This is a genomic window from Methylibium sp. T29-B (genome assembly GCF_000576225.1).
GTDB lineage: Bacteria > Pseudomonadota > Gammaproteobacteria > Burkholderiales > Burkholderiaceae_C > Methylibium > Methylibium petroleiphilum.
The window spans coordinates 1-20,081 of the sequence record NZ_AZSN01000069.1; the positions used below are offsets into that span (position 1 = coordinate 1).

General features: G+C 69.8%; 21 protein-coding genes and 2 pseudogenes. 5 read left to right on the plus strand and 18 right to left on the minus strand.

Annotated elements, in window-relative coordinates; genetic code table 11:
- The first annotated feature begins 106 nt into the window (after positions 1 to 106).
- Complete coding sequence (locus tag Y694_RS12280) at positions 107 to 1,039, plus strand: glyoxylate/hydroxypyruvate reductase A (protein ID WP_036232836.1); 933 nt, start codon at positions 107 to 109, stop codon at positions 1,037 to 1,039.
- Between the two features lie 6 nt (positions 1,040 to 1,045).
- Here Y694_RS12280 and Y694_RS12285 read toward each other — a convergent pair whose 3' ends face one another.
- The 10 genes and pseudogenes from Y694_RS12285 to Y694_RS25840 form a co-directional block, all read right to left on the minus strand.
- Positions 1,046 to 3,496 (minus strand): EAL domain-containing protein, encoded by a 2,451-nt coding sequence (locus Y694_RS12285; RefSeq protein WP_081782233.1) that lies wholly within the window; start codon positions 3,494 to 3,496, stop codon positions 1,046 to 1,048.
- A gap of 1 nt (position 3,497) precedes the next feature.
- A complete protein-coding gene (locus tag Y694_RS12290; RefSeq protein ID WP_036232839.1) occupies positions 3,498 to 4,112 on the minus strand; it encodes a methylamine utilization protein in 615 nt (204 codons plus the stop codon).
- A 130-nt stretch (positions 4,113 to 4,242) separates the two neighbouring features.
- Positions 4,243 to 5,334 (minus strand): DNA polymerase III subunit delta, encoded by a 1,092-nt coding sequence (gene holA / locus Y694_RS12295; protein ID WP_011827817.1) that lies wholly within the window; start codon positions 5,332 to 5,334, stop codon positions 4,243 to 4,245.
- 12 nt (positions 5,335 to 5,346) lie between these two features.
- Positions 5,347 to 5,856 carry an LPS assembly lipoprotein LptE gene (gene lptE, locus Y694_RS12300; RefSeq protein WP_036232859.1) on the minus strand — a complete coding sequence of 170 codons (510 nt, stop codon included), beginning with the start codon at positions 5,854 to 5,856 and terminating at the stop codon, positions 5,347 to 5,349.
- Positions 5,857 to 5,861: 5 nt separating this feature from the next.
- Positions 5,862 to 8,555 carry a leucine--tRNA ligase gene (gene leuS / locus Y694_RS12305; protein WP_036232842.1) on the minus strand — a complete coding sequence of 898 codons (2,694 nt, stop codon included), beginning with the start codon at positions 8,553 to 8,555 and terminating at the stop codon, positions 5,862 to 5,864.
- Between the two features lie 91 nt (positions 8,556 to 8,646).
- The gene (locus Y694_RS12310) at positions 8,647 to 9,084 is read right to left on the minus strand and encodes a biopolymer transporter ExbD (RefSeq protein ID WP_036232845.1); all 438 of its coding nucleotides are present in this window, start codon (positions 9,082 to 9,084) and stop codon (positions 8,647 to 8,649) included.
- A gap of 6 nt (positions 9,085 to 9,090) precedes the next feature.
- On the minus strand, positions 9,091 to 9,756 hold the full coding sequence (locus tag Y694_RS12315) for a MotA/TolQ/ExbB proton channel family protein (RefSeq protein WP_011827821.1): 666 nt from the start codon (positions 9,754 to 9,756) through the stop codon (positions 9,091 to 9,093).
- Between the two features lie 11 nt (positions 9,757 to 9,767).
- Positions 9,768 to 10,537 (minus strand): annotated as a pseudogene (dapB, locus tag Y694_RS12320) (4-hydroxy-tetrahydrodipicolinate reductase).
- 56 nt (positions 10,538 to 10,593) lie between these two features.
- On the minus strand, positions 10,594 to 10,983 hold the full coding sequence (locus Y694_RS12325) for an outer membrane protein assembly factor BamE (protein WP_231497663.1): 390 nt from the start codon (positions 10,981 to 10,983) through the stop codon (positions 10,594 to 10,596).
- A gap of 8 nt (positions 10,984 to 10,991) precedes the next feature.
- Positions 10,992 to 11,144 (minus strand): hypothetical protein, encoded by a 153-nt coding sequence (locus Y694_RS25840; protein WP_231497664.1) that lies wholly within the window; start codon positions 11,142 to 11,144, stop codon positions 10,992 to 10,994.
- A gap of 113 nt (positions 11,145 to 11,257) precedes the next feature.
- Between Y694_RS25840 and fur the strand changes: the two genes are divergently transcribed.
- Positions 11,258 to 11,695: a ferric iron uptake transcriptional regulator gene (gene fur, locus Y694_RS12330; protein ID WP_011827824.1), complete on the plus strand. Its 438-nt coding sequence runs from the start codon at positions 11,258 to 11,260 to the stop codon at positions 11,693 to 11,695.
- A 7-nt stretch (positions 11,696 to 11,702) separates the two neighbouring features.
- On the opposite strand, the gene hprK is transcribed toward fur, so the two are convergent.
- The 3 genes from hprK to hpf form a co-directional block, all read right to left on the minus strand.
- On the minus strand, positions 11,703 to 12,659 hold the full coding sequence (hprK, locus tag Y694_RS12335; protein WP_011827825.1) for an HPr(Ser) kinase/phosphatase: 957 nt from the start codon (positions 12,657 to 12,659) through the stop codon (positions 11,703 to 11,705).
- A 225-nt stretch (positions 12,660 to 12,884) separates the two neighbouring features.
- Positions 12,885 to 13,355 carry a PTS sugar transporter subunit IIA gene (locus Y694_RS12340; protein ID WP_011827826.1) on the minus strand — a complete coding sequence of 157 codons (471 nt, stop codon included), beginning with the start codon at positions 13,353 to 13,355 and terminating at the stop codon, positions 12,885 to 12,887.
- A gap of 223 nt (positions 13,356 to 13,578) precedes the next feature.
- Positions 13,579 to 13,923, minus strand: a complete 345-nt coding sequence (hpf, locus tag Y694_RS12345) for a ribosome hibernation-promoting factor, HPF/YfiA family (protein ID WP_011827827.1) — start codon at positions 13,921 to 13,923, stop codon at positions 13,579 to 13,581.
- A gap of 371 nt (positions 13,924 to 14,294) precedes the next feature.
- On the opposite strand from hpf, the gene corA reads away from it, so the two are divergent.
- From corA to Y694_RS12355, 3 genes and pseudogenes are all read left to right on the plus strand, one after another.
- Positions 14,295 to 15,251, plus strand: a complete 957-nt coding sequence (gene corA, locus Y694_RS12350; protein WP_036232848.1) for a magnesium/cobalt transporter CorA — start codon at positions 14,295 to 14,297, stop codon at positions 15,249 to 15,251.
- Positions 15,252 to 15,288: 37 nt separating this feature from the next.
- Positions 15,289 to 15,744: pseudogene (locus Y694_RS27205) on the plus strand (MFS transporter); the annotation flags it as partial.
- 49 nt (positions 15,745 to 15,793) lie between these two features.
- Complete coding sequence (locus Y694_RS12355) at positions 15,794 to 16,567, plus strand: MFS transporter (protein WP_036232851.1); 774 nt, start codon at positions 15,794 to 15,796, stop codon at positions 16,565 to 16,567.
- On the opposite strand, the gene Y694_RS12360 is transcribed toward Y694_RS12355, so the two are convergent.
- The 5 genes from Y694_RS12360 to Y694_RS12380 form a co-directional block, all read right to left on the minus strand.
- On the minus strand, positions 16,480 to 16,920 hold the full coding sequence (locus Y694_RS12360; protein ID WP_036232853.1) for a nuclear transport factor 2 family protein: 441 nt from the start codon (positions 16,918 to 16,920) through the stop codon (positions 16,480 to 16,482). The genes Y694_RS12355 and Y694_RS12360 overlap by 88 nt on opposite strands.
- Positions 16,920 to 17,705, minus strand: a complete 786-nt coding sequence (locus Y694_RS12365; RefSeq protein ID WP_011827831.1) for an SDR family oxidoreductase — start codon at positions 17,703 to 17,705, stop codon at positions 16,920 to 16,922. Before Y694_RS12365 ends, Y694_RS12360 begins: the two co-directional genes overlap by 1 nt.
- A gap of 6 nt (positions 17,706 to 17,711) precedes the next feature.
- On the minus strand, positions 17,712 to 18,260 hold the full coding sequence (locus Y694_RS12370; protein WP_011827832.1) for a DUF3833 domain-containing protein: 549 nt from the start codon (positions 18,258 to 18,260) through the stop codon (positions 17,712 to 17,714).
- Positions 18,257 to 19,564: an MFS transporter gene (locus Y694_RS12375; protein ID WP_081771277.1), complete on the minus strand. Its 1,308-nt coding sequence runs from the start codon at positions 19,562 to 19,564 to the stop codon at positions 18,257 to 18,259. The genes Y694_RS12370 and Y694_RS12375 overlap by 4 nt, the downstream gene beginning before the upstream one ends.
- Positions 19,561 to 20,081, minus strand: a 521-nt coding sequence (locus Y694_RS12380; RefSeq protein ID WP_310732236.1) for a chalcone isomerase family protein, incomplete at its 5' end; no start/stop codon positions are given. The genes Y694_RS12380 and Y694_RS12375, both read right to left, overlap by 4 nt.

Sequence of the window (20,081 nt, forward strand, 5' to 3'; positions counted from 1 at the left end):
GCCAGGCGCCGCGGGCCGAGTTGCTGCAGCTGTCGGGCGATCGCGCCGGCATCCGCGCGCAGACCGTGCGGCGGGCGCTGCAGCGCCTGCTGGAGGCCGCGCTGCCGTGAGCCTGCTGCTGGCCTGCGATGTCGGTGCCGACGAAGCCGAGACCTGGCGCGCGGCGCTGTCCGCCGCGCTGTCCGGCGAACACCTGCTGACATCGAGCCAGGGCGCTGCCGACGACATCGAGGTCGCGATCGTCGCGAACCCGCGTCCCGGCACGCTGGCCGGGCTGCCGCGGCTGCGCCTGATCCAGTCGCTGTGGGCCGGCGTCGACCGCCTGCTGGCCGACCCGACGCTGCCGGCAGGCGTGCCGATCGTGCGCATGGTCGATCCGGCGATGAGCGCGGCGATGGCCGAGACGGCGCTGTGGGCGGTGCTGGCGCTGCACCGCGGCTTCTTCCGCTACGCCCGACTGCAAGGTGAGGGACGCTGGGCGCCGCACGGTCAACGCCGCGCCGACGAACTGATGGTGGCGGTGCTGGGGCTCGGGCAGATGGGCCGCGGCACCTCGCTGCGGCTGGCGGCGCAGGGCTACCGGGTGCGGGGTTGGAGCACGCGGCCGACCGCCATCGAGGGCATCGAGACGCATGCCGGCGAGGCCGAGCTCGACACGCTGCTGGCGCAGGCCGACATCGTGCTCAATCTGCTGCCGCTGACGCCCGCCACGCGCGGGCTGTTCGATGCCGCCCGCCTCGCGCGCATGAAGCCCGGCGCCGGCCTCGTCAACCTGGCGCGCGGCGCGCACGTGGTCGAGGCGGACCTGCTGGCCGCACTGGATGCTGGGCGGCTGCGCCACGCGGTGCTCGACGTGTTCCAGACGGAACCGCTGCCGGCCGGGCATGCATTCTGGTCCCACCCCCGCGTCACCGTGCTGCCTCATGCGGCCGCGCAGACCGATCCGCGCAGCGCGGCCTGCGTGGTGGCGGCCAACCTGCAGGCCTGGCGGTCCGGCCGCCCGTTGGCGAATCTGGTGGATCGCCAGCGCGGCTATTAGGGCTTGTCAGAGCGCCAGCCGGCTGAAGTCGGTGTCCAGCCGCACCGCTTGCACCTGCGGTGCGGTCCAGTCGCGGATCCAGTCGGCGAACAGGGCCTCGGGCATCGGCTTGGCGACGAAGTAGCCTTGCGCCTCGTCGCAGCCCAGCGCCTGCAGCAACTTCCAGGCTTTGGCCGTTTCGATGCCCTCGGCCACCACGTTCAGGCCGAGGTTGTGCGCCAGGTCGATGGTGGATCGCACGATCTTCGCGTCGTCGAGATCGCGCTCCATGTTGAAGACGAAGCTCTGGTCGATCTTCAGCTCGTCGACCGGCAGGCGTTTGAGATAGGCCAGCGAGGAGTAGCCGGTCCCGAAGTCGTCGATCGACAGCTTGAAGCCCATCGCGTGCAGCCGCTCCAGCGTCTGCAGGGCGCGCTGCGGGTCGTCCATGATCGCGCTCTCGGTGATCTCGAGGCACATCGAGCCCGGGTTCAACGCCAGGGTGTCGATCAGGCGCTGCATCTTGGCCGGCAGGTCCTGATCGAGCAGGTCGCGGGTCGACAGGTTCACCGAGATCTTCAGGGCCGGCGCACCGGCGTTCATCTGGCGCAGCACCATCGCGCTGCGCTCGATCATCCAGCCGGTCAGTACGCGGATGAAGCCGGTCTGCTCGGCGAACGGTATGAACTTGCCCGGCGGCACCAGGCCGCGCTGCGGGTGCTGCCAGCGCACCAGCGCTTCGGCGCCGAGCACCGCGCCGGTGGCGAGCGAGATCTTGGGTTGCAGGTAGAGGCGCAACTGGTCGCGGTCGACCGCGGTGCGCAGTTCGCTCAGCAGCGACAGCGATTCGTCGCTGCTCATGTCGAGAGCCGCGTCGTAGACCTTCACGCCGAGCTGGTGCTGCTTGGCCGCGTACATCGCCAGCTCGGCGCGGCTGACCAGCGTGTCCGCCTCGACGCCGTGCGCGGGGCAGCAGGCGATGCCGATGCCGGCACCCAGGTCGACGGTGTGGTCGTCCAGCGAGATCGGGCGCTCGAAGGCGCGCTGGATGCGCTGCGCGATGCCGAGCGCGAGCGCGATGTCGGCGCTCGGCATCAGCATCGCGAACTCGTCGCCACCCAGGCGCGCCACCACGTCGTTGCTGCGCCGTGCCTCCTGCGTCAGGCGCTTGGCCACCTCCTGCAGCAGCCGGTCGCCGAAGCGGTGCCCGAGCACGTCGTTGACATGCTTGAAGCGGTCCAGGTCGAGCATCAGCACCGCGCACGGTTCGTTGCGGGCCTGTGCGTGCTGGATCGCGGCCCGCAGGTCGGCGCGGAACTGCTCGCGGTTCGGCAGCTGCGTGAGCCCGTCCTCGAAGGCCAGCCGGCGCACCTCGCCTTCCCGTTCGCGCACCGCCAGGCGCATGGTCTCGAAGGCCTGCGCCAGCTCGCCGATCTCGTCGTCCGTGCGCGCCGGCACAGCCTGCTCGTAGTCGCCCTGGCCGAGCCGGCGTGCCGAGCCGGCCAGTGTCTTCAACGGGGTGGTGATGCGGCGCGCGGTGTAGACGCTGACGACCGCGAACACCGCGATCGCCACCAGCGTGAAGGCCAGCAGGATCCACTGCAGGCGACGGTAGGGCGCGGTGGCTTCGTCCAGCGAGCGCATCAACACGGCCACCGTCTGCGGCTCGCCCTCGCGGCCCAGCGGCATGTCGCGCGCCAGCAGCTGGCCGCTGAGTCGGCTGCCGCCGTCGTCGGTCAGCGTCAGGGTGGCGTGGCGCTCCTTCTGCGACATCTGGTGGGTGGCCTGCGTCTCGCGCGCCAGAAGCCATTGCTCGACGAGCTGCGGCGAGGCCGCCGGGTCCAGCGTGGACTGCAGCACGTCCCAGCGCGGCGGGCTGCCGCGCTGCGTGAGCAGCGCGACGTCGATCGACGACAGCTGCTGCATCTCCTGCAGCAGGCTCGCCTCGATGCGGAAGCCCATCGCGACCCAGCCGATCGTCAGCGGCGCCTTCACCGGCACGGCCACCAGCTGGTAGGGCTCGCCGTCCAGCAGGACCAGGCGCTGCGTGGCGTCGGGGGCCGTGGCCAGCTGCCGCAGCGTGGGCAGGAAGCGCTCGGCGCCGTCGTGCGTGGCGGCCTTCAGGTTGAAGCGGGCATCGGTGAACACCGCCAGGCTCGCGCCGATGCGATCGCCCTGGTTGGCCAGCGCCGAGGCCAGCGTCTCGCCGTCGTTGCTGGCCACGGCGGCGCGGAAGCCGAAGTCGGACGCCAGCAGCCGCGCTGCATCGGTGAGCCGCCCCGCGTTCTGCGCCAGCAGGCGCTCGAACACCCGCTCGGCGGTGCGCAGCTCGGCGTTCACGGCGCTGCGGGCGTTGACGCTGATGCTGTTGCCGATCAGCAGCAGGCTGGCCAGCTGCACCACCAGCAGCAGGCCCAGGAACAGCGCGACGATGCGGAACTGCAGGCGCTTGGGCGTCATGAAGGCCGGCAGTGGCATCTCAGGGGGCCTTCGCGTCCAGCTTCACCGCGGCGGTGGCGGGGGTGCTGCCGAGCTTCAGTGGCTGGACCGGTGCCGGCCCGTCCACACCCAGCAGCGCGTGCCAGGTCTGCAGCTGGTGGTCGCCCGCGGGCAGCTCGAGCTGGGCGCGCCCGGCGCTGTCGGTGCGGGCGAAGTAGGGCGTGTCGACCACCCGGACGTAGGCGGTCATCGCGTCATGGATGTTGCAGCCGAGCACCGCGGTGCCGGGCTTGTCGAACACCACCGGTGCGGCCGGCGTGCCGGCGTAGAGCTTGAGCTCGAAGGTCTTGGTCGGCGAGAACGAATAGACGTGGTGGCGCACCGTGTCGAAGTTCGGGAAGCTGACGGCGGTGCCTGTCTGCACCGCCAGCACCGCAGGCGTGAAGCGCTTGTTCTTCTGGCCCAGCTCGGCGCTGACCCCGGGGGGTGCGGTGGGCGGGGTGCCCTTGACCTGCACCGCCACCACGGCGTCGGCCAGTGGCGTGCCCTCTTCGTCGGTCACCGTGATCACCAGCGGCACGGCATGAGCCGGCAGGCCGGCCAGCAGCAGGAGCAGGGTGGGCAATCCGGACAAACGGCGGTGCAGAGGCTTCATGGACGGGCAGGAGGCGATGGCGGCCGATCCGGGCCGGCCGGCGCGCATGATGCGCGAGCGCGAGCAATGGGGTGTCAGCCAGGGATATCGGCCGCGCGCGGACGTCCTGAAGGCGCGGCGACCCGACGCCTCAGGCCTGCAGAACGAGCCGCTGCGACGGGGTGCCGCGCGGCAGCTGGGCCGCCTGCATCGATCCCGCCAGCTGCAGCGCCAGCCGCTGCAGGCCGATCCAGGGGTCCTGCGGCCACTGCGGGTGCTTCAGACCCTTGACCAGGCCGTCACAGACATGGGCGGCCTCGATCAGGTGGTCGATCGTGCCGTCGCCGAGCCGGGGCAGCGCGCGCTCGAAGAGGCGTTCCTTGAGGCCCCAGATGCGGTTCTCGCGCAGCGCCATCGGCAGCGGCTTGCCGGCCGCGACGGCGTCCTTGCAGCGCCGCAATGCACGGATGTCCTCGGCCAGCGTCCAGTGCACCAGCACGGCAGCTTCGCCCTCGGCGCGCAGGCCGTCGAGCATGCGCAGCACGCGCGAGACCTGGCCGGCCAGCACCGCTTCACCGAGCTTGAAGACGCTGTAGCGCGCCACGTTCAGCACCGCCGCCTCGACCTGTTCGAAGCTCAGTTCGCCGGCCGGGTACAGCAGGCCGAGCTTGGTGAGCTCCTGCTGGGCCGCCAGCAGGTTGCCCTCGACCCGGTCGGCAAAGAAAGCCAGCGTGCGCTGCCCCTCCTCGTCGGCGGCGACGCGCTGGTTCTGCGCCGCGAGGCGCTGCGCGATCCACTGCGGCAGCGCCTGACGTTCCACCGGGTCGAGGCGCAGCGTCACGCCGGCCGATTCCAGCGCGCCGAACCAGGCACTGCCCGACTGCTGGCGGTCCAGCCGCGGCAGCGTGACCAGCGTCACCACGCCCTCGGGCAGGTGTTCGCAATAGTGCTGGAGCGCCTGCGACCCGTCCTTGCCCGGCTTGCCCGACGGGATGCGGATCTCGACGATCTTGGCCTCGGCGAACAGGCTCATCGAGCTGGCCGCGCCGAGCAGCGAACTCCAGTCGAAGTGCGCGCCGGCGACGTGGTGCACCTCGCGCTCGGTGTGCCCGGCATCGCGTGCCGCGGCGCGGATGGCGTCGCTCGCCTCCAGCGCCAGCAGCGGCTCGTCGCCGTGCAGCGTGTACAGCGGACGCAGGCCCTTCTTCAGATGCGCATCGAGCTGGTCGGGCTTGATCTGCATGCGCTTGCGAGCCTAAGGGGCCGGCACGGCGGCGAGCTGGCGCATCACCTGGTCGACGATGTCGCTCTGCATGCCGCGGTAGAGCATGGCCTCTTCCTGTTCCTTGGCGAGTGCGTTGGTCTCGTTGTAGCTCATGTCGCGGCTCAGCAGCAACTCGGTGTCGCGGATCAGCAGCCGCCCGCCCGGCGTGCGCAAGCGAAAGCGCAGCCGCGTGCGCAGCGTGAACTCGCGCACCTGTCCGGCGGCAGTCTGTGCGGCGACCGACTTGTCGCGCACGTCCTCCAGCGCCTCGAGCACCACCTGGGCCTGGGCCGGCGACTCGACCACGCGCGTTGTGCCGCTGGCCTCGATGCTGCGCCGCAATTGCTCGGTGAACGGCGAGCGCTGCGGGAAGCCGACCAGCTGCACCGTCGAGAAGCTCAGTTTCGGCGGGCGGCGCAGCTGGAAACCGCAGCCGGACAAGGCAAGGGCCGACAGCGCGAACGCGGCCTTCAGCGTGGTGCGACGGTGCAGAGGCGACATGCGGCTCACACCACCACGTTGACCAGCCGGCCGGGCACCACCACCACCTTCTTCGGCGTGCGGCCCTCGGCGAACTTCGCGAGCTCGGGGCTGGCCAGCGCAGCGGCCTCGATCGCCGCCCGGTCGGCCGACGCGGGCACCTTCAGCGCACCGCGCAGCTTGCCGTTGACCTGCAGCACCAGCTCGATCTCGTCCTGCACCAGCGCCTGTTCGTCGACCTCCGGCCAGGGCGCGTCGAGCAGGTCGCCGTGGGCCGCGGCGTAGCCGAGGTCCTGCCACAGCGCGTGCGCGATGTGCGGCGCGGCGGGGTAGAGCGCACGCAACAGGATGCCCAGGCCCTCGCGCAGCGCCGCGCGGTCGGCGGCGGTGTCGGCGAGCGCGGCGCTTTCCAGCGCATTGAGCAGCTTCATCGCGCCGGAGACGACAGTGTTGTACTGCAGGCGGTCGTAGTCGTGGCTCACCTGGCGCAGCAGCAGATGCACGTCGCGCCGCAGGTCGATGGCGGCGCGCGAGGCGTCGGCGAAGTCGGTGCCGGCGGCCTGCACTGCCTCGCGCTGCTTCGTCGCGAAGGCCCACAGCCGGCGCAGATAGCGGAAGCTGCCCTCGGCACCCGAGTCCGACCACGCGGCGCTCTGGTCCGGCGGGCCGGCGAACATCGTGAACAGGCGCGCCGTGTCGGCGCCGAACTTCGCGATGATGTCGCGCGGCTCGACCACGTTGTTCTTCGACTTCGACATCTTCTCGATGCCGCCCAGCTGCACCGGCTGGCCGTCCTCGCGCGCGATCGCACCGACCGGATGGCCCTTGTCGTCGAACTGCACCTCCACTTCGCTGGGGTAGAACCAGCGCTTCTTGCCCGAGGCGTCCTCGCGGTAATAGGACTCGTTGAGCAGCATGCCCTGGGTGAAGAGCTTCGTGAACGGCTCGTCGAACTTGACCAGCCCGCAGTCGCGCATCGCCTTGGTCCAGAAGCGCGCGTACAGCAGGTGCAGCACCGCGTGCTCGATGCCGCCGATGTACTGGTCCATCGGCATCCAGTAGTCGTTGCGCGAGTCGACCATCGCCGCGTCGCTGTCGGGGCAGCAGTAGCGCATGTAGTACCACGACGAATCGACGAAGGTGTCCATCGTGTCCGTCTCGCGCTTGGCCGGGGCGCCGCACTTCGGGCAGGCCACGTTCAGGAAGGCGGCGCTCTTGTTCAGCGGGTTGCCCGAGCCGTCGGGGATCAGGTCCTCGGGCAGCAGCACCGGCAGGTCCTGCTCGGGCACCGGCACGTCGCCGCACCCGGGGTTGTCGGACCCCGGTCCCGATCCGGTGCAATGGATGATGGGGATCGGCGTACCCCAGTAGCGCTGGCGGCTGATGCCCCAGTCGCGCAGGCGCCAGGTGGTCTTCTTGTCGCCCAGGCCCTGAGCGGCCAGCGCCGCGGCCACCGCGTCGACCGCCACCGGGTAGCTCAGTCCGCTCAGGTTGCCGGAGTTGATGGTCACGCCGCGCTGCTTGTCGGCATACCAGTCCTGCCAGTGGTCGTAGCTGAAGTGTTCGCCGTCGACGTGCACCACCTGCAAGATATCGATGCCGTACTTCTTGGCGAACGCGAAATCACGCTCGTCGTGGGCCGGCACGCCCATCACGGCGCCGTCGCCGTAGCCCATCAGCACGTAGTTGCCGACCCACACCGGCACCGGCGCGCCGCTCAGCGGATGCTTCACGAACAAGCCGGTCGGCCGGCCTTCCTTGTCCTTGGTGGCCAGTTCGGCCTCGGTCGTGCCGCCGGCCTTGCAGGTTTCGATGAAGGCGGCGAGGTCCGGGTCCGAGGCAGCGGCATGCGTCGCCAGCGGGTGCTCGGGTGCGACCGCGCAGAAGGTCACGCCCATGATGGTGTCGGCACGCGTCGTGAAGACGTGCATCAGGCCGTCGCCGACCAACGTGCCGTCGGCGTCGCGGATCTCGTGCGGGAAGGCGAAGCGCACGCCGGCGCTCTTGCCGATCCAGTGCTCCTGCATCAGCCGCACGCGCTCGGGCCAGCCGTGCAGGAAGCCGGGGCTGGCCGGGTCGGCGACGTTGGCCAGCAGTTCGTCGGCGTACTGCGTGATCGCGAGGTAGTAGCCCGGGATTTCGCGCCGTTCCACCGGGGCGCCGCTGCGCCAGCCGCGGCCGTCGATCACCTGCTCGTTGGCGAGCACGGTCTGGTCGACCGGGTCCCAGTTCACGACCTGTGTCTTCTTGTAGGCGATGCCCTTCTCGAGCAGCTTCAGGAAGAACCACTGGTTCCACTTGTAGTAACCCGGGTCGCAGGTGGCGACCTCGCGCGACCAGTCGAAGGCCAGCCCGAGCGGTTGCATCTGCGACTTCATGTCGGCGATGTTGTCGCGCGTCCACTGCGCCGGCGCCACCTTCTTGTCGATCGCCGCGTTCTCCGCCGGCAGGCCGAAGGCGTCCCAGCCCATCGGCATCAGGACGTTGTAGCCCTTCATGCGCAGGTAGCGCGCCATCATGTCGTTGATGGTGTAGTTGCGCACGTGGCCCATGTGCAGCTTGCCGCTGGGGTAGGGCAGCATCGAGCAGGCGTAGAACTTCGGGCGGCTCGTGTCCTCGACGACGCGGTGCGCGTCGCGCGCAGTCCAGTGCGCGTGGGCGGCGGCTTCGATCGCGCCGGGTTCGTAAGCGGAGGCGGGGGCTGGATGCGGGGTGCTCATGCAGGGCACGGGCGCTGCGATGGCGCCGTCTCGGGAAAGTCGATGGATTCTAGGGCGCGACCCGTCGAGGACGACGGGCGTGCCGTGGCGCTCAGTTCGAGGAAGGCGACGCGGCCTCGGTGGGTTGCGCGACGAAGGCGATGCGGTTGAGGCCGGCGCTCTGCAGTCGGCCGATCAGCGCGGCCACGCGGCCGTAGGGCACGGACTGGTCGGCGCGCAACTGCACCTCCAGACCGGGCTGGCGCCGGGCGGCTTCGCGGATGCGGGCGTCGAAGGCGGCGTCGGCCAGGGCCTCGTCGCCTAAATGGAGTGCGCCGTCGGGCGTGAGCGCGACGCTGACGAAGCTGGGCGTGTCGCTGGGCGTTGCGGCATCGGCCCGGGGCAGGTCGAGGCGCAGGCTCGAGGTCATCAGCGGGGCACTGATCATGAAGATCACCAGCAGCACCAGCATCACGTCGATCAGCGGCGTCATGTTGATGTCGCTCATCGGCTGCGGCAGCGCGGTGCGCTCCAGGCGACCGAAGGCCATGACGGTTCAGCCTCGCTCGGTGCCCGGGCGGGGCGCCGAGGCGTCGTCGAGCAGCATCTCGCGCAGGTCGTGGGCGAAGCCCTCGAGTTCGGCCTCGCAGGCGCCGACCAGCTTGCCGAACACGTTGTAGGCCAGCACCGCGGGGATCGCGACCGCGAGGCCGGCGGCCGTCATGACCAGGGCCTCGCCGACCGGGCCGGAGATGCGGTCGATGCTCAGGTTGCCGGCCGCGGCGATGCCGAGCAGCGCGTGGTAGATGCCCCAGACGGTGCCGAACAGGCCGATGAAGGGCGCCGTCGCGCCGATCGACGCGAGCAGCACCTGGCCGAACTGCAGTTGCATCAGCACGCCGTGCAAGGCGTCGCGCAGGCGGCGCGTGAGCTGCGAGGCGCGCGCGCCGGCGGCCTCGAGCGTGCCACCGCGGGCGGACTGCAGCCCGGCGTCGAGCAGGGGCACCAGCGCCGCCTCGCGATCGAAAATCTGCAACTGCGTGCGGGCTGCCGCCAGATCGGGCGCGGCCCAGAACGCCGGGACGGCGCGCGCGAGGTCGGCACGCACCCGGCGCAGCAGCCAGGACTTCCAGAAGATCAGCACCCACGCGCTGACCGACATCAGCAACAGCAGCGCGGCGACGAGGCGGGTGATCGCGTCACCCTCGGACCAGAAGTGCACGAGACCGCTGGTCACGTCGCCACGAGGCCCAGAACGGCCTCCATGCCGTAGAGGCCGCGCTGCTGGTCGGCGAGGAAACGCACCGCGCGCAGGCTGCCCTGGGCATAGGTGGCGCGACTGCTGGACTTGTGCGTGATTTCTATGCGCTCGCCGGTGCCGGCGAACAGCACGGTGTGATCGCCGACGATGTCGCCGCCGCGCACGGTGGCGAAGCCGATCGTCGACGGATCGCGTTCACCGGTGACGCCCTCGCGACCGTAGACCGCGCAGGACTTCAGATCGCGGCCCAGCGCGTCGGCCACCACTTCGCCCATCTTCAGCGCGGTGCCGCTGGGGGCGTCGACCTTGTGGCGGTGGTGGGCTCGATGATCTCGATGTCGTAGCCCTGGCTCAGTGCCTTGGCGGCGGTGGCCAGCAGTTGCAGAACCACATTCACGCCCACGCTCATGTTGGGCGCCATCACGATGGCGATGTGCTGCGCGGCCTCGGAGATGCGAGCCTTGCCGGCCTCGTCGAAACCGGTGGTGCCGATCACCAGCTGCACGCCGAGCTCGCGGCAGGCCTGCAAGTGGGCCAGCGTGCCCTCGGGGCGCGTGAAGTCGATCAGGACCTGGGCGTTCGCGAGCCCGGTACGCAGGTCGTCGGTGATCATCACGCCGCTGCGCTGGCCGAGGAAACCGGCGGCATCCTGCCCGAGCTGGGGGCTGTCGGGCCGGTCGAGCGCGCCCGCCAGCACACAGTCGTCCGAGGCCAGCACGGCCTCGATCAGCATGTGGCCCATGCGGCCCGACGCACCGGCGATCGCGATGCGGCGCCGTTCAGCCGCGGCCACCGCCTTCACGGCGTCGCCTCCAGCGGCGGGTAGTCGCGGGCCGGGCCCTGCGGCGCGCTGTTCGGCTCCGGGATGCTGCCCTTGGCGGGCATCGGCAGCGCCTTGAGCTGTTCGTCGTTCAAGGCCAGGGTCGGCACCTTGGCGCCTTTCGTGCTCTTGGTGTCGATCGACGACACGAAGTCGCGCTCGCTCGGCAGTTCGTCGGCCTCGAAGGATTTCATCGTGTCGCCATCGAACAGCACGGTGACGCGGCGCTGCTGGTAGGCTGCGCCCGGGCGCCGGATCGTGAACACGTAGTCCCAGCGGTCGGCGTGGAAGATGTCGGCGAGCAGCGGTGACCCCAGGGTGTCACGGACCTGCGCCCGCGTCATGCCGGGCTTGACGGCAGCAGCCATCTCCTGCGTCACGACGTTGCCTGAACAACCTCGACGCGATAAGGGGTGATCAGCCCGAACAGGCGGTCCGACGTGGAGCGCATGGAACTGCAGCCGCCGAGCACGACGGACGCCAGCAGCAGGCACAGGGCACGGAGATGGGGCGAGGAAGGCATGGACATCGGTGCAGCAGGCGGGCCGCTGCGAGAGCGACGGGGTGCCCGCCGCACCAGGGCCGCAGGCTCGATATGATCCAAGAATTCTAGTGGAGCCCACCTGCCCCGAGGACCTGCCGATGACCACCCATGCCGAAGACCTCAAGAGCAGCGGACTCAAGGCCACCCTGCCGCGCCTCAAGATCCTCGAGGTGTTCCAGACCTCGGCGGTGCGCCACCTGACGGCCGAGGACGTCTACAAGCACTTGCTGGCCGACGGTTCCGACATCGGCCTGGCCACGGTCTACCGGGTGCTGATGCAGTTCGAGCAGGCCGGCATCCTGTCTCGCAATCACTTCGAGTCGGGCAAGTCGGTGTTCGAGCTCAACGAGGGCAAGCACCATGACCATCTGGTGTGCGTCGTGTGCGGGCGGGTCGAGGAGTTCTACGACGCCGAGATCGAGAAGCGCCAGCTGCAGATTGCCCGCGAGCGAGGCTACGAGCTGCAGGACCACTCGCTCGCGCTCTACGTGATCTGCGGGCGCGACGGCTGCAAGGGCAGCAACTCGCCGCGCTGACCGACGTTCAGATCGGTTCGTCGCCTTCCATCGCGATGCGATGGCGGGCGATGAACTCCTGGTAGGTGTCGATGCCGCGCAGCTTCAGGATGGTGTTGCGCACTGCGGCTTCGACCAGCACGGCGAGGTTGCGGCCGGCGTCGACCGCGATCACCGCCTTCAGCACCGGTACGTCGAGGACGTCTTCGTAAAGCGGCTCGTAGGGCAGCCGTTCGAAGTCGCGCTCCATCGTCTCCTTCCGCACCAGGTGCACGATGAGCTTGAGGCGCATCTTGCGACGCACCGCGGTCTCACCGAAGATCGCCTTGATGTCGAGCAGGCCGATCCCGCGCACCTCGAGCAGGTTCAGCAGCAGGTCGGGGCAGCGGCCTTCCAGGGCCGTCTGCGACACCCGGTACAGGTCGACTGCGTCGTCCGCCACGAGGCCGTGGCCGCGCGAGATCAGCTCCAGGCCGAGTTCGCTCTTGCCCAGGCCGGACTCGCCGGTCAGCAGCACGCCCAGGCCGAGGATGTCCATGAACACGCCGTGCCGCGTGGTGCGGTCGGCGAAGTGCTGGCTCAGGTGGGCGCGCAGCACGTCGATCACATGGCCGGCGGATTCCTCGGTCACGAACAGGGGGATGTCGGCGCGTTCGCACATCGCGACCAGCCGGTCCGGCGGCGTCTGCTGGTCGGCCACGATCACCACCGGCGGTTCCAGCGTCACGATGCGCGAGATGCGACGTTCCTGGTCTTCCGGGGGAACGTCGACGAGGTAGCGCACCTCGCGTCGCCCGACGATCTGCACGCGATAGGGGTGGATGTAGTTCAGGTAGCCCACCAGGTCGGCGGCCGACTGGGCATCGCGCACCGCGACCTCGTCGAAGCGGCGCTCCGGGTGGGCGTGGCCGGCAAGCCATTCCCAGCGCAGCGCGGTGCGGTGAGCCTCGAACAGCGCTTCTGCGCTGATGACGGTGGGCTTCATTGACCGCCTCGGATCGCGCCAGCCGTTGCGCAGCAAGGCACGCGCGGACGCGGTGCTGCAGAACGAACGGATTGGGGCTTCATTGACCGCCTCGGATCGCGCCAGCCGTTGCGCAGCAAGGCACGCGCGGATTCGGTGTCGCAAGACGAGCGGGTTGGGGCTGCTTCATGGCATCGCCCCCGATGCAAGCCCGCTGCACCGTTCGACCCGGGACCGGCAGGTCGCTCACGCGACCGACTTCAGCGGTTCCCAGTTGGCAATCAACTCGTGGAGCTTGGCGGCGTCGGGCTCTGCCTTGAGCTTGTCGCGCAGGGCCCGGTCCGACAGCAGTTCGGCAATCTCCGAGAGGATCTCGAGGTGTCGCTGTGTGGCCGCTTCGGGCACCAGCAGGAAGATCAGCAGCGACACAGGTTCGTCGTCCGGTGCGTCGAAACCGATCGGCTGCTGCATGCGGATCACCGCCGCGAGCGGGTTCTTCAGCCCCTTGATCCGGCCGTGCGGGATGGCCACGCCATGTCCCAGGCCGGTGGATCCCAGGCGTTCACGGGCGAACAGGTTGTCGGTGACCGTCGCCCGTGCGATCGCGTGCCGGTTCTCGAACAGCAGGCCCGCCTGCTCGAACACGCGCTTCTTGCTGGTGGCGTCCACATCCACCAGCACGTTGCTGGCGGGCAGGATGGCGGAGAGACGGTTCATCTAGGGGCAGCGCCGGTTTCGACGAGAGGGGCCTTGGCCAGCGCTTCGCAACAAACGAGTGACAAATTATAGGAAGGAGGCCGGCCCCGAGTCTCAGGCGAGCCCTCCAGTCCCCGCGATGAGGTGCCTGCGGTTGCGGTGCGGCAACGACTTCCCGTCCGATCGGCAAGAACAAAGCGGCCCGCAGGCCGCTCCTTTATGGTCCGTGATCCTTGCGGTGGGCTTACTGCAGATCTGGTGCATCGAGGCGCTTGGCCGAGGCGTGGTGGTGGTCCTGCACCTTGTCCTTGTGGCGGCAGACCTGGCGGTCGAGCTTGTCCATCAGCTCGTCGATGGCGGCGTACAGGTCTTCGTGGGCCGATTCGACGAAGATGTCCTTGCCCTTGACGTGCACGTTGACCTCGGCCTTCTGCCGCTTCTCCTTCTCCTTCTGCTTCTCGACGCTCAGCAGGACATTGATGTCGACGACCTGATCGAAATGTCGAGTGACCCGATCTAGCTTTGTAAGTACATACTCACGCAGAGAAGGCGTCACTTCGAGATGGTGTCCGCTGATCGTCAGGTTCATAAGTTCGCCTTTCACTGAGGGTTGAGAAGGAAACCAGCGACGCAGGGACACGACATGCCGTGCCCCGACGGTCCGGTTCAGTGTGCGCCCGACGCTGCGGCGTGACAAGCCGATGACCAAGCCGGAAACGGGCCGCAGCGGGCTCGGCGCCTTGGCGCGAATGCCATAATCCTTGGGTTTCGTTGTCGGAGCTTCCGTTGGACACCACCCCACCTCGGTGACCGTCCACTCCAACCGCTTCCGCGCCACTTCGGGTGGCGCGATACCGCAGGGAGTGAGACGGTCTCGATCTCACTTCCCAAGCCGACCCCGAGCCCAGCTTCCGGGGTCGAATCCGCGGCGCGTCGGCCCGCGCGGTTGTTGGAGTTCGCATGCTGAACGTCTTCACGCTCGCCAATGGGCGGCTGTTCCAAGAAGAAATCGAGAGCGCGGCAGCGCTCGCCCATGTGCGGCCGGTGTGGGTCGACCTGGAAAGCCCGACGCCCGAGGAAAAGGGTTGGCTGGCCGGTCGCTTCGGACTGCACATTCCCGAGAACATCGTCGACGACGATCTGGAGGAGTCCGCCCGCTTCTACGAGGAAGACAACGGCGAACTGCACATCCGCTCCGACTTCCTGATCCACGACGAGGCGACACGAAATGTCCGCGTGGCGTTCATCCTGCACGACAAGGTGCTTTTTTCGGTGCATGCCGAGGACCTGCCGGTGTTCCGCCTGCTGCGGTTGCGGGCGCGCCGCACGCCGGCGCTGATCGAAGACGCCAAGGACGTGCTGCTCAAGCTCTACGACGCCGACGCCGAGTACTCGGCCGATTCGCTCGAGGGCATCTACGACGAATTGGAGAAGGTGTCGTCGCGCGTGCTGCAGTCGGAGGTGAACGACCAGACCGCCGCCGAGGTGCTGGCCGCCATCGCGCGCCAGGAAGACTTGAACGGCCGCATCCGCCGCAACGTGATGGACACGCGACGCGCGGTCAGCTTCATGATGCGCAGCCGCCTGCTCAATGCCGAGCAGTTCGAGGAGGCGCGCCAGATCCTGCGCGACATCGACTCGCTGGATTCGCACACCGCCTTCCTGTTCGACAAGATCAACTTCCTGATGGATGCCATCGTCGGCTTCATCAACATCAACCAGAACAAGATCATCAAGTTGTTCTCGGTGGCCAGCGTCGCGCTGCTGCCGCCGACGCTGATCGCCAGCATCTACGGCATGAACTTCAAGGCGATGCCGGAACTCGACTGGAGCCTGGGCTATCCGTACGCGCTGGGCCTGATGGTCGCGTCGGTGATCGCGCCGTTCTGGTATTTCCGTCGCAAGGGTTGGCTGTGATGGCGGCGCGGGGTCTCCGCGCTGCCGGTGAGACGCGATGAGCTCCGATGCTCCCGTGGGCCGCGGGCTCTGGCGCATCGGGGCGGGCACGACGCTGGTGGTGCTGGCCTTCAGCGTCGTCAACCCGGTGCTCGCCGTGACGCTTCAGCGCCGGGGTGTGAACGCTGGCGCGATCGGCCTGTTCGCGATGCTGCCCTTCCTGACCGTGGCGACGATGATCCCGGTGATGCCGCGCGTGTTCGCGCGCCTCGGCGTGATCCGCGCCTACCGGGGCGGCTTGGTGCTGGGCGTGCTGTCACTGGCGGGCTATGCGCTGACCGACAGCTATCTCGCTTGGTGTTGCTGGTCGGTGCTCGGCGCATTGGGCGCGGCGGCCGAATGGAACGGCACCGAGGCGCTGATCGCCTTCAACGCGCCGCCGGCCCGGCGCGGCCGCTTCACCGGGATGTACCAGACCGCGCTGGGCGCAGCTCTCGCGGTCGGTCCCTTGCTGCCCGGTGCGCTGCAATGGCTGTTGCCCGCGGGGCAGCCTCTGCACACGGTTGCTGCTGTGGGGCGCCGCCGCCATCTACGCGCTGGCGCTGGGGGTCACGGCCGGCCCCGCGGTCGGCCGTCTGCGGGCCTCGCACACCGGCGGCGGCCGCGACAGCCTGCGGGCCGCGCTGCGGGCGCGGCCGGCACTGGTGTGGATTGCCTTCGCGGGTGGTGTGTTCGAGGCGGGCCTCGGTGGCATCACCGCGGCCTATGGGTCGCAGCTCGGCATGTCGCTCGGCGTGGCGACGTCGATCGCCGGCGCGCTGGGCGTCGGCAGCTTCGTGCTGCAGTACCCGGCCGGCTGGCTGGCGGACCACGCGCCGGTGCGGCGGGTGTTCGGCGTCGCCGGTGCCTTGTTGCTGCTGTCGGTGCTGGCCTTCGGCCTGGCACCCCGCGTGGCCGCGTTGTTCTGGGTGGCGGCTTTCCTGTGGGGCGCGATCGGCGGCGCGCTCTACACCTTGACGATGGTCCGCGTGGCGCACGAGTTCACCGGTCGCTCCACCATCGCCGGCACCGCAGCGATGATCACCGGCTACACCGCCGGCGGCGCCGTCGGGCCGGCGGTCAGCGGCCTGATGCTCGAACGCTGCGGTGTGCCGGGGCAGTCGCTTTGGCTGGCCGCGCTCGCCGTCAGCGTGATCGCCGTGGCACTGCGCATGCGTGCCGGACCCGAGGTCCCTGAACCGGCGGTCCCTCAGCGGCTGGCACGGCGCTTGAGCCAGCGCATCAGCACGCCGATCGCTGGCAGCTTCTCGTACAGCTCCTCGGCGGCATCCCAGTAATCACGATGCTGCGCGATCCGGCCGTCGGCGGCGAAGCGCAGGTGCGAGGCGCCGCGCACCGTCTGCAACTCGTAGCGGTAGCGCCTGAAGCGGAACAGGAAGTCCCAGGTCAGCAGGCACTGGTCGCCTTGCACGATGACGTCCCGCACCACGAAGCGCGGTTCGTCGAGCGCGTCGAACATGTGGGCGAACACCGCCTGCACGGCAGCCTGCCCCTCGACCTCGTTGAAGGGGTCCTTGAACAGCGCGCCTTCGGTGTAGATCTCGCCCAGGCGCGGCAGGTCCGCGCGGGTGAGGTGCTCGAAGCGTGCGATCACGCGTGCGACGCGGGAGTCGTCGGTGGATGCGGACATCACAGACCCGTGGCGCGGCGCACCGCCTTGAAGTACAGGCCGTCACCCACGTGGCTCAGCAACTTCATCCACAGCGTGAAGCGCTTCGGGAAGTGCAGCTCGAAGACGCCCGAGGCCCAGCCCGCGAGAATGGCCTGCGCCGCCTGCTCGGGGGTCAGCAGCGCCGGCATCGCGAAGTCGTTCTGCGCCGTCAGCGGCGACTCGACGAAGCCGGGGTTGACGATCGACACGCCGATGCCCTTCGCGTGCAGGTCGAGGTAGAGCGTCTGCGCCAGGTTGATCAGCGCCGCCTTCGTCGGCCCGTAGGCCAGCGAGTTCGGCAGTCCGCGGTAGCCGGCCACGCTGCCGACCAGGCTCAAGTGCCCTCCCGAGCCGGCCGCGGCCTGCTCGAGCAGCCCGGGCAGCACCGCGTCGACCAGATGCAGCGCGCCGACATAGTTGACCTGCTGGTGCAGCAGCATCTCGTCGAGGTCGAAGGCCGTGGCGCGCTGCGGCTTGTAGTGGCCCGCGCAGTACATCGCGAGATCGATACGACCCATCAGGCCCCGCACGCGGCGCGCGGCGGCCTGCATCGCGGCACGGTCGGTCGCGTCGAGCACCACCGCATGGCTGCCGGGATGCTCCTGCACGAAGCGCTCGAGGTCCGCCGCCTTGCGGGCCGACACCACCACGGTCGCCCCCTGCGCATGCAGCGCCGACGCGGTGGCGCGACCGATGCCGCTGGAGGCGCCGACCAGCCAGGCGAGCTGGCCGGACCACTCGGTAAGGGGGGGATTCAGGGACACGGAGGCTCAGCGCTTGTAGAAGGACAACGTGACCTCGCCGAGGCGGACACCGAACTTGCTCATCACTGCCTTGTTCAGCATCACGCGCTCGTCCATCAGGTACATCCAGTCGTCGAACTGCACGTCGATGACCCTGCCGTCCACCGGCAGGCGCAGCGTGTAGCGCCAGTTGAAGGCGTTGCCCGCGGCCTGTCCCTGTGCCTCGCCGCTCACGTCGTCTGCGGTGCCGGTGTAGCGGCCGCCGTCGAGCTTCTTCAGGCGCCAGACGCGGCGCTGTTTCGTGCCGTCGCTGTAGGTGAAGTCCTCGTCGAGCACGCCGTCGTGGCCCTGCCAGCTGCACTTCATCACCACGCGGAAGCGCTTGACGACCTTGCCCGAGCGGTCGGTGAACACGCCATGGGCGTCGAGCGTGCCGTTGAAGTACTGGGCGAGGTCGAGCGTCGGCTGCTCGGCGGCGTAGTCTGCGACGGTCGGGCCGGCGCAGCCGGTCAGGCCGCCGGTGGCCGCGAGTGCCACGGTGGCGCCGACGGCCGCCAGCAGGGTGCGCTTGTTCATGCGAAATCTCCAGCGTCGGGGTGGCGCAGCCACAGCGCCCACAGCAGCAGCGCGGCGCCGAGCTTCAGCGCGCACGGCAGCAGGCAGTAGGCGAAGCTCAGCGCGGCGAGCGCCTGGGGGTCTCGCGCACCGGTCTCGTAGCCCGTGGCCTGCAGCAACGGCAAGGCCACGCCCGCGGCGAGCGCGAGGTTGAGCTTGGTCGCGAAGTTCCACCAGCCGAGGTAGGCGCCCTCGCCGTGGCCGGCGTGGCCAGCACGCTGGATCACGCCGGTCAGCAGCGCGCCGGGTAGCGTGAGGTCGGCGCCGAGCGCCGCGCCGCTGGCGATGCACACCGCGAGGAAGCCGAGCGTGTCGCCGGCGCCCAGCGTCGCGGCCCAGCCGAAGGTGGCAATCGCCAGCCCCATGCCGGCGAGCCAACTGCGCGCCAGGCCGAAGCGGGCGACGCTGCGCAGCCACAGCGGGATCGATAGCGCGCCGGCCGCGAAGTACGCCGCCAGGAAAGCCGGCTCCCAGGCCGGTGCCTGCAACCGGTCGCGGATGAAGAACAGCACCAGCGTGGCCGGTACTGCGCTGGCGATGCCGTTGACGATGAAGATCGCCAGCAGGCGTCGAAACGCCGTCACGCGAAACGGCTGCACCGATGCGGCGCCACCGGTGGCCAGAGGAGGGCGAAGCACCGCCCTTGGTGCCTGCCGCAGCAGCGCCAGCCCGGCCAGCAGCAGCACCGCGAACACCAGCGTGGTGGCCTGCAGGCCGGACGCCGACGGCAGCACGCTGGCGATCAGCACGCCCACCACCGCGGCCCCTTCGCGCCACGCGACCACGCGGGCGCGGCCCGCCTCGTCGCCGCCGAGCCGTGCCCCCCAGGCCTGGTGGACCACCGAGACCACGCTGTAGCCCAGGTAGGTGAAGACCAGACCGATCGAGCACCACGCGAGCAGGGCCGCCGTGCCTTCGACGGCGGGAAAGAACAGCGCTCGAAAGCCGGTCGCGAGCACCAGCGCCGCGATCGTGGCGGCCCACCACGCTGACAGGACCTTCCGCGCGAACAGCCGGTCCACCCAGCGGCCGATCAGGGGGTCGGCCAGCGCGTCCAGCAGACGCGCGGCGAGCAGCACGGCGCCGAGCGCGGCCAGCGGCACGCCGAACTGCGCCGCGTAGTGGTTCGGCAGCAGCACGTACAGCGGCAGTGCGACGAAGGCCAGCGGCAGGCCGAGGGCGCCGTAGCGCAGGCCGTCGCCGGACGAAGCCAGCCCGGCTGTGGCGGGCGGCAGGCCGAGCGCTGCCATGGCCCGCTCGCTCATGGCGTGTCCCCGAGCAGCGATCGCCGCAGCGCCGGCTGCGAGGTCTGCGGACCGAGCCAGATGCCGAAGAAGCGCTGCGCGAATGTGGGGTCGCGCAGCTCGCCGGCCGGCTGGCCGTTGAAGTAGAAGCGCGCCATCTCGCCCGGCCGGTGCACCCCGGTGATCCGGGAGCCGGCCACCACGTTGGGGAAGGTCGTCGTCATGAAGGCCAGCCAGCCCTGTCGCTGAGCGTCGGGCAGCGGGCCGGCGCGCTGCATCTCGTCGATCGAGCGCTCGGCGATCTTCTCGCCGTCGAGCGAGCGGGCGTACTCGAGCTCGAGCGCGAAGCGGTGCGCCGCATAGTCCTCCCGGCTGGGGGCGGTGGCGGGATAGTCGGGGCCCACCCACAACCGGGCGTCGTAGATGTGCAGGCCGAAGTAGCGCAGACGGCCGCTGCCCTGCAGGCGTGCGCCTGGCAGCTCGGCCAGCGCCTCGGCCGGAGGCCTGGCCGCGGCTTGCGCCCGCAGCGCCGGCACGG

Coding starts and splice junctions, on each gene's coding strand:
- Y694_RS12340 (WP_011827826.1), bottom strand. CDS start 13,355: ATGAACCGTCTCTCCGCCATCCTGCCCGCCAGCAACGTGCTGGTGGAT.
- lptE (WP_036232859.1), bottom strand. CDS start 5,856: ATGTCGCCTCTGCACCGTCGCACCACGCTGAAGGCCGCGTTCGCGCTG.
- fur (WP_011827824.1), top strand. CDS start 11,258: ATGACCACCCATGCCGAAGACCTCAAGAGCAGCGGACTCAAGGCCACC.
- corA (WP_036232848.1), top strand. CDS start 14,295: ATGCTGAACGTCTTCACGCTCGCCAATGGGCGGCTGTTCCAAGAAGAA.
- Y694_RS12370 (WP_011827832.1), bottom strand. CDS start 18,260: ATGAACAAGCGCACCCTGCTGGCGGCCGTCGGCGCCACCGTGGCACTC.
- leuS (WP_036232842.1), bottom strand. CDS start 8,555: ATGAGCACCCCGCATCCAGCCCCCGCCTCCGCTTACGAACCCGGCGCG.
- Y694_RS25840 (WP_231497664.1), bottom strand. CDS start 11,144: ATGTCCATGCCTTCCTCGCCCCATCTCCGTGCCCTGTGCCTGCTGCTG.
- Y694_RS12310 (WP_036232845.1), bottom strand. CDS start 9,084: ATGGCCTTCGGTCGCCTGGAGCGCACCGCGCTGCCGCAGCCGATGAGC.
- Y694_RS12360 (WP_036232853.1), bottom strand. CDS start 16,920: ATGTCCGCATCCACCGACGACTCCCGCGTCGCACGCGTGATCGCACGC.
- hpf (WP_011827827.1), bottom strand. CDS start 13,923: ATGAACCTGACGATCAGCGGACACCATCTCGAAGTGACGCCTTCTCTG.
- hprK (WP_011827825.1), bottom strand. CDS start 12,659: ATGAAGCCCACCGTCATCAGCGCAGAAGCGCTGTTCGAGGCTCACCGC.
- Y694_RS12285 (WP_081782233.1), bottom strand. CDS start 3,496: ATGCCACTGCCGGCCTTCATGACGCCCAAGCGCCTGCAGTTCCGCATC.
- Y694_RS12325 (WP_231497663.1), bottom strand. CDS start 10,983: ATGGCTGCTGCCGTCAAGCCCGGCATGACGCGGGCGCAGGTCCGTGAC.
- holA (WP_011827817.1), bottom strand. CDS start 5,334: ATGCAGATCAAGCCCGACCAGCTCGATGCGCATCTGAAGAAGGGCCTG.
- Y694_RS12375 (WP_081771277.1), bottom strand. CDS start 19,564: ATGAGCGAGCGGGCCATGGCAGCGCTCGGCCTGCCGCCCGCCACAGCC.
- Y694_RS12290 (WP_036232839.1), bottom strand. CDS start 4,112: ATGAAGCCTCTGCACCGCCGTTTGTCCGGATTGCCCACCCTGCTCCTG.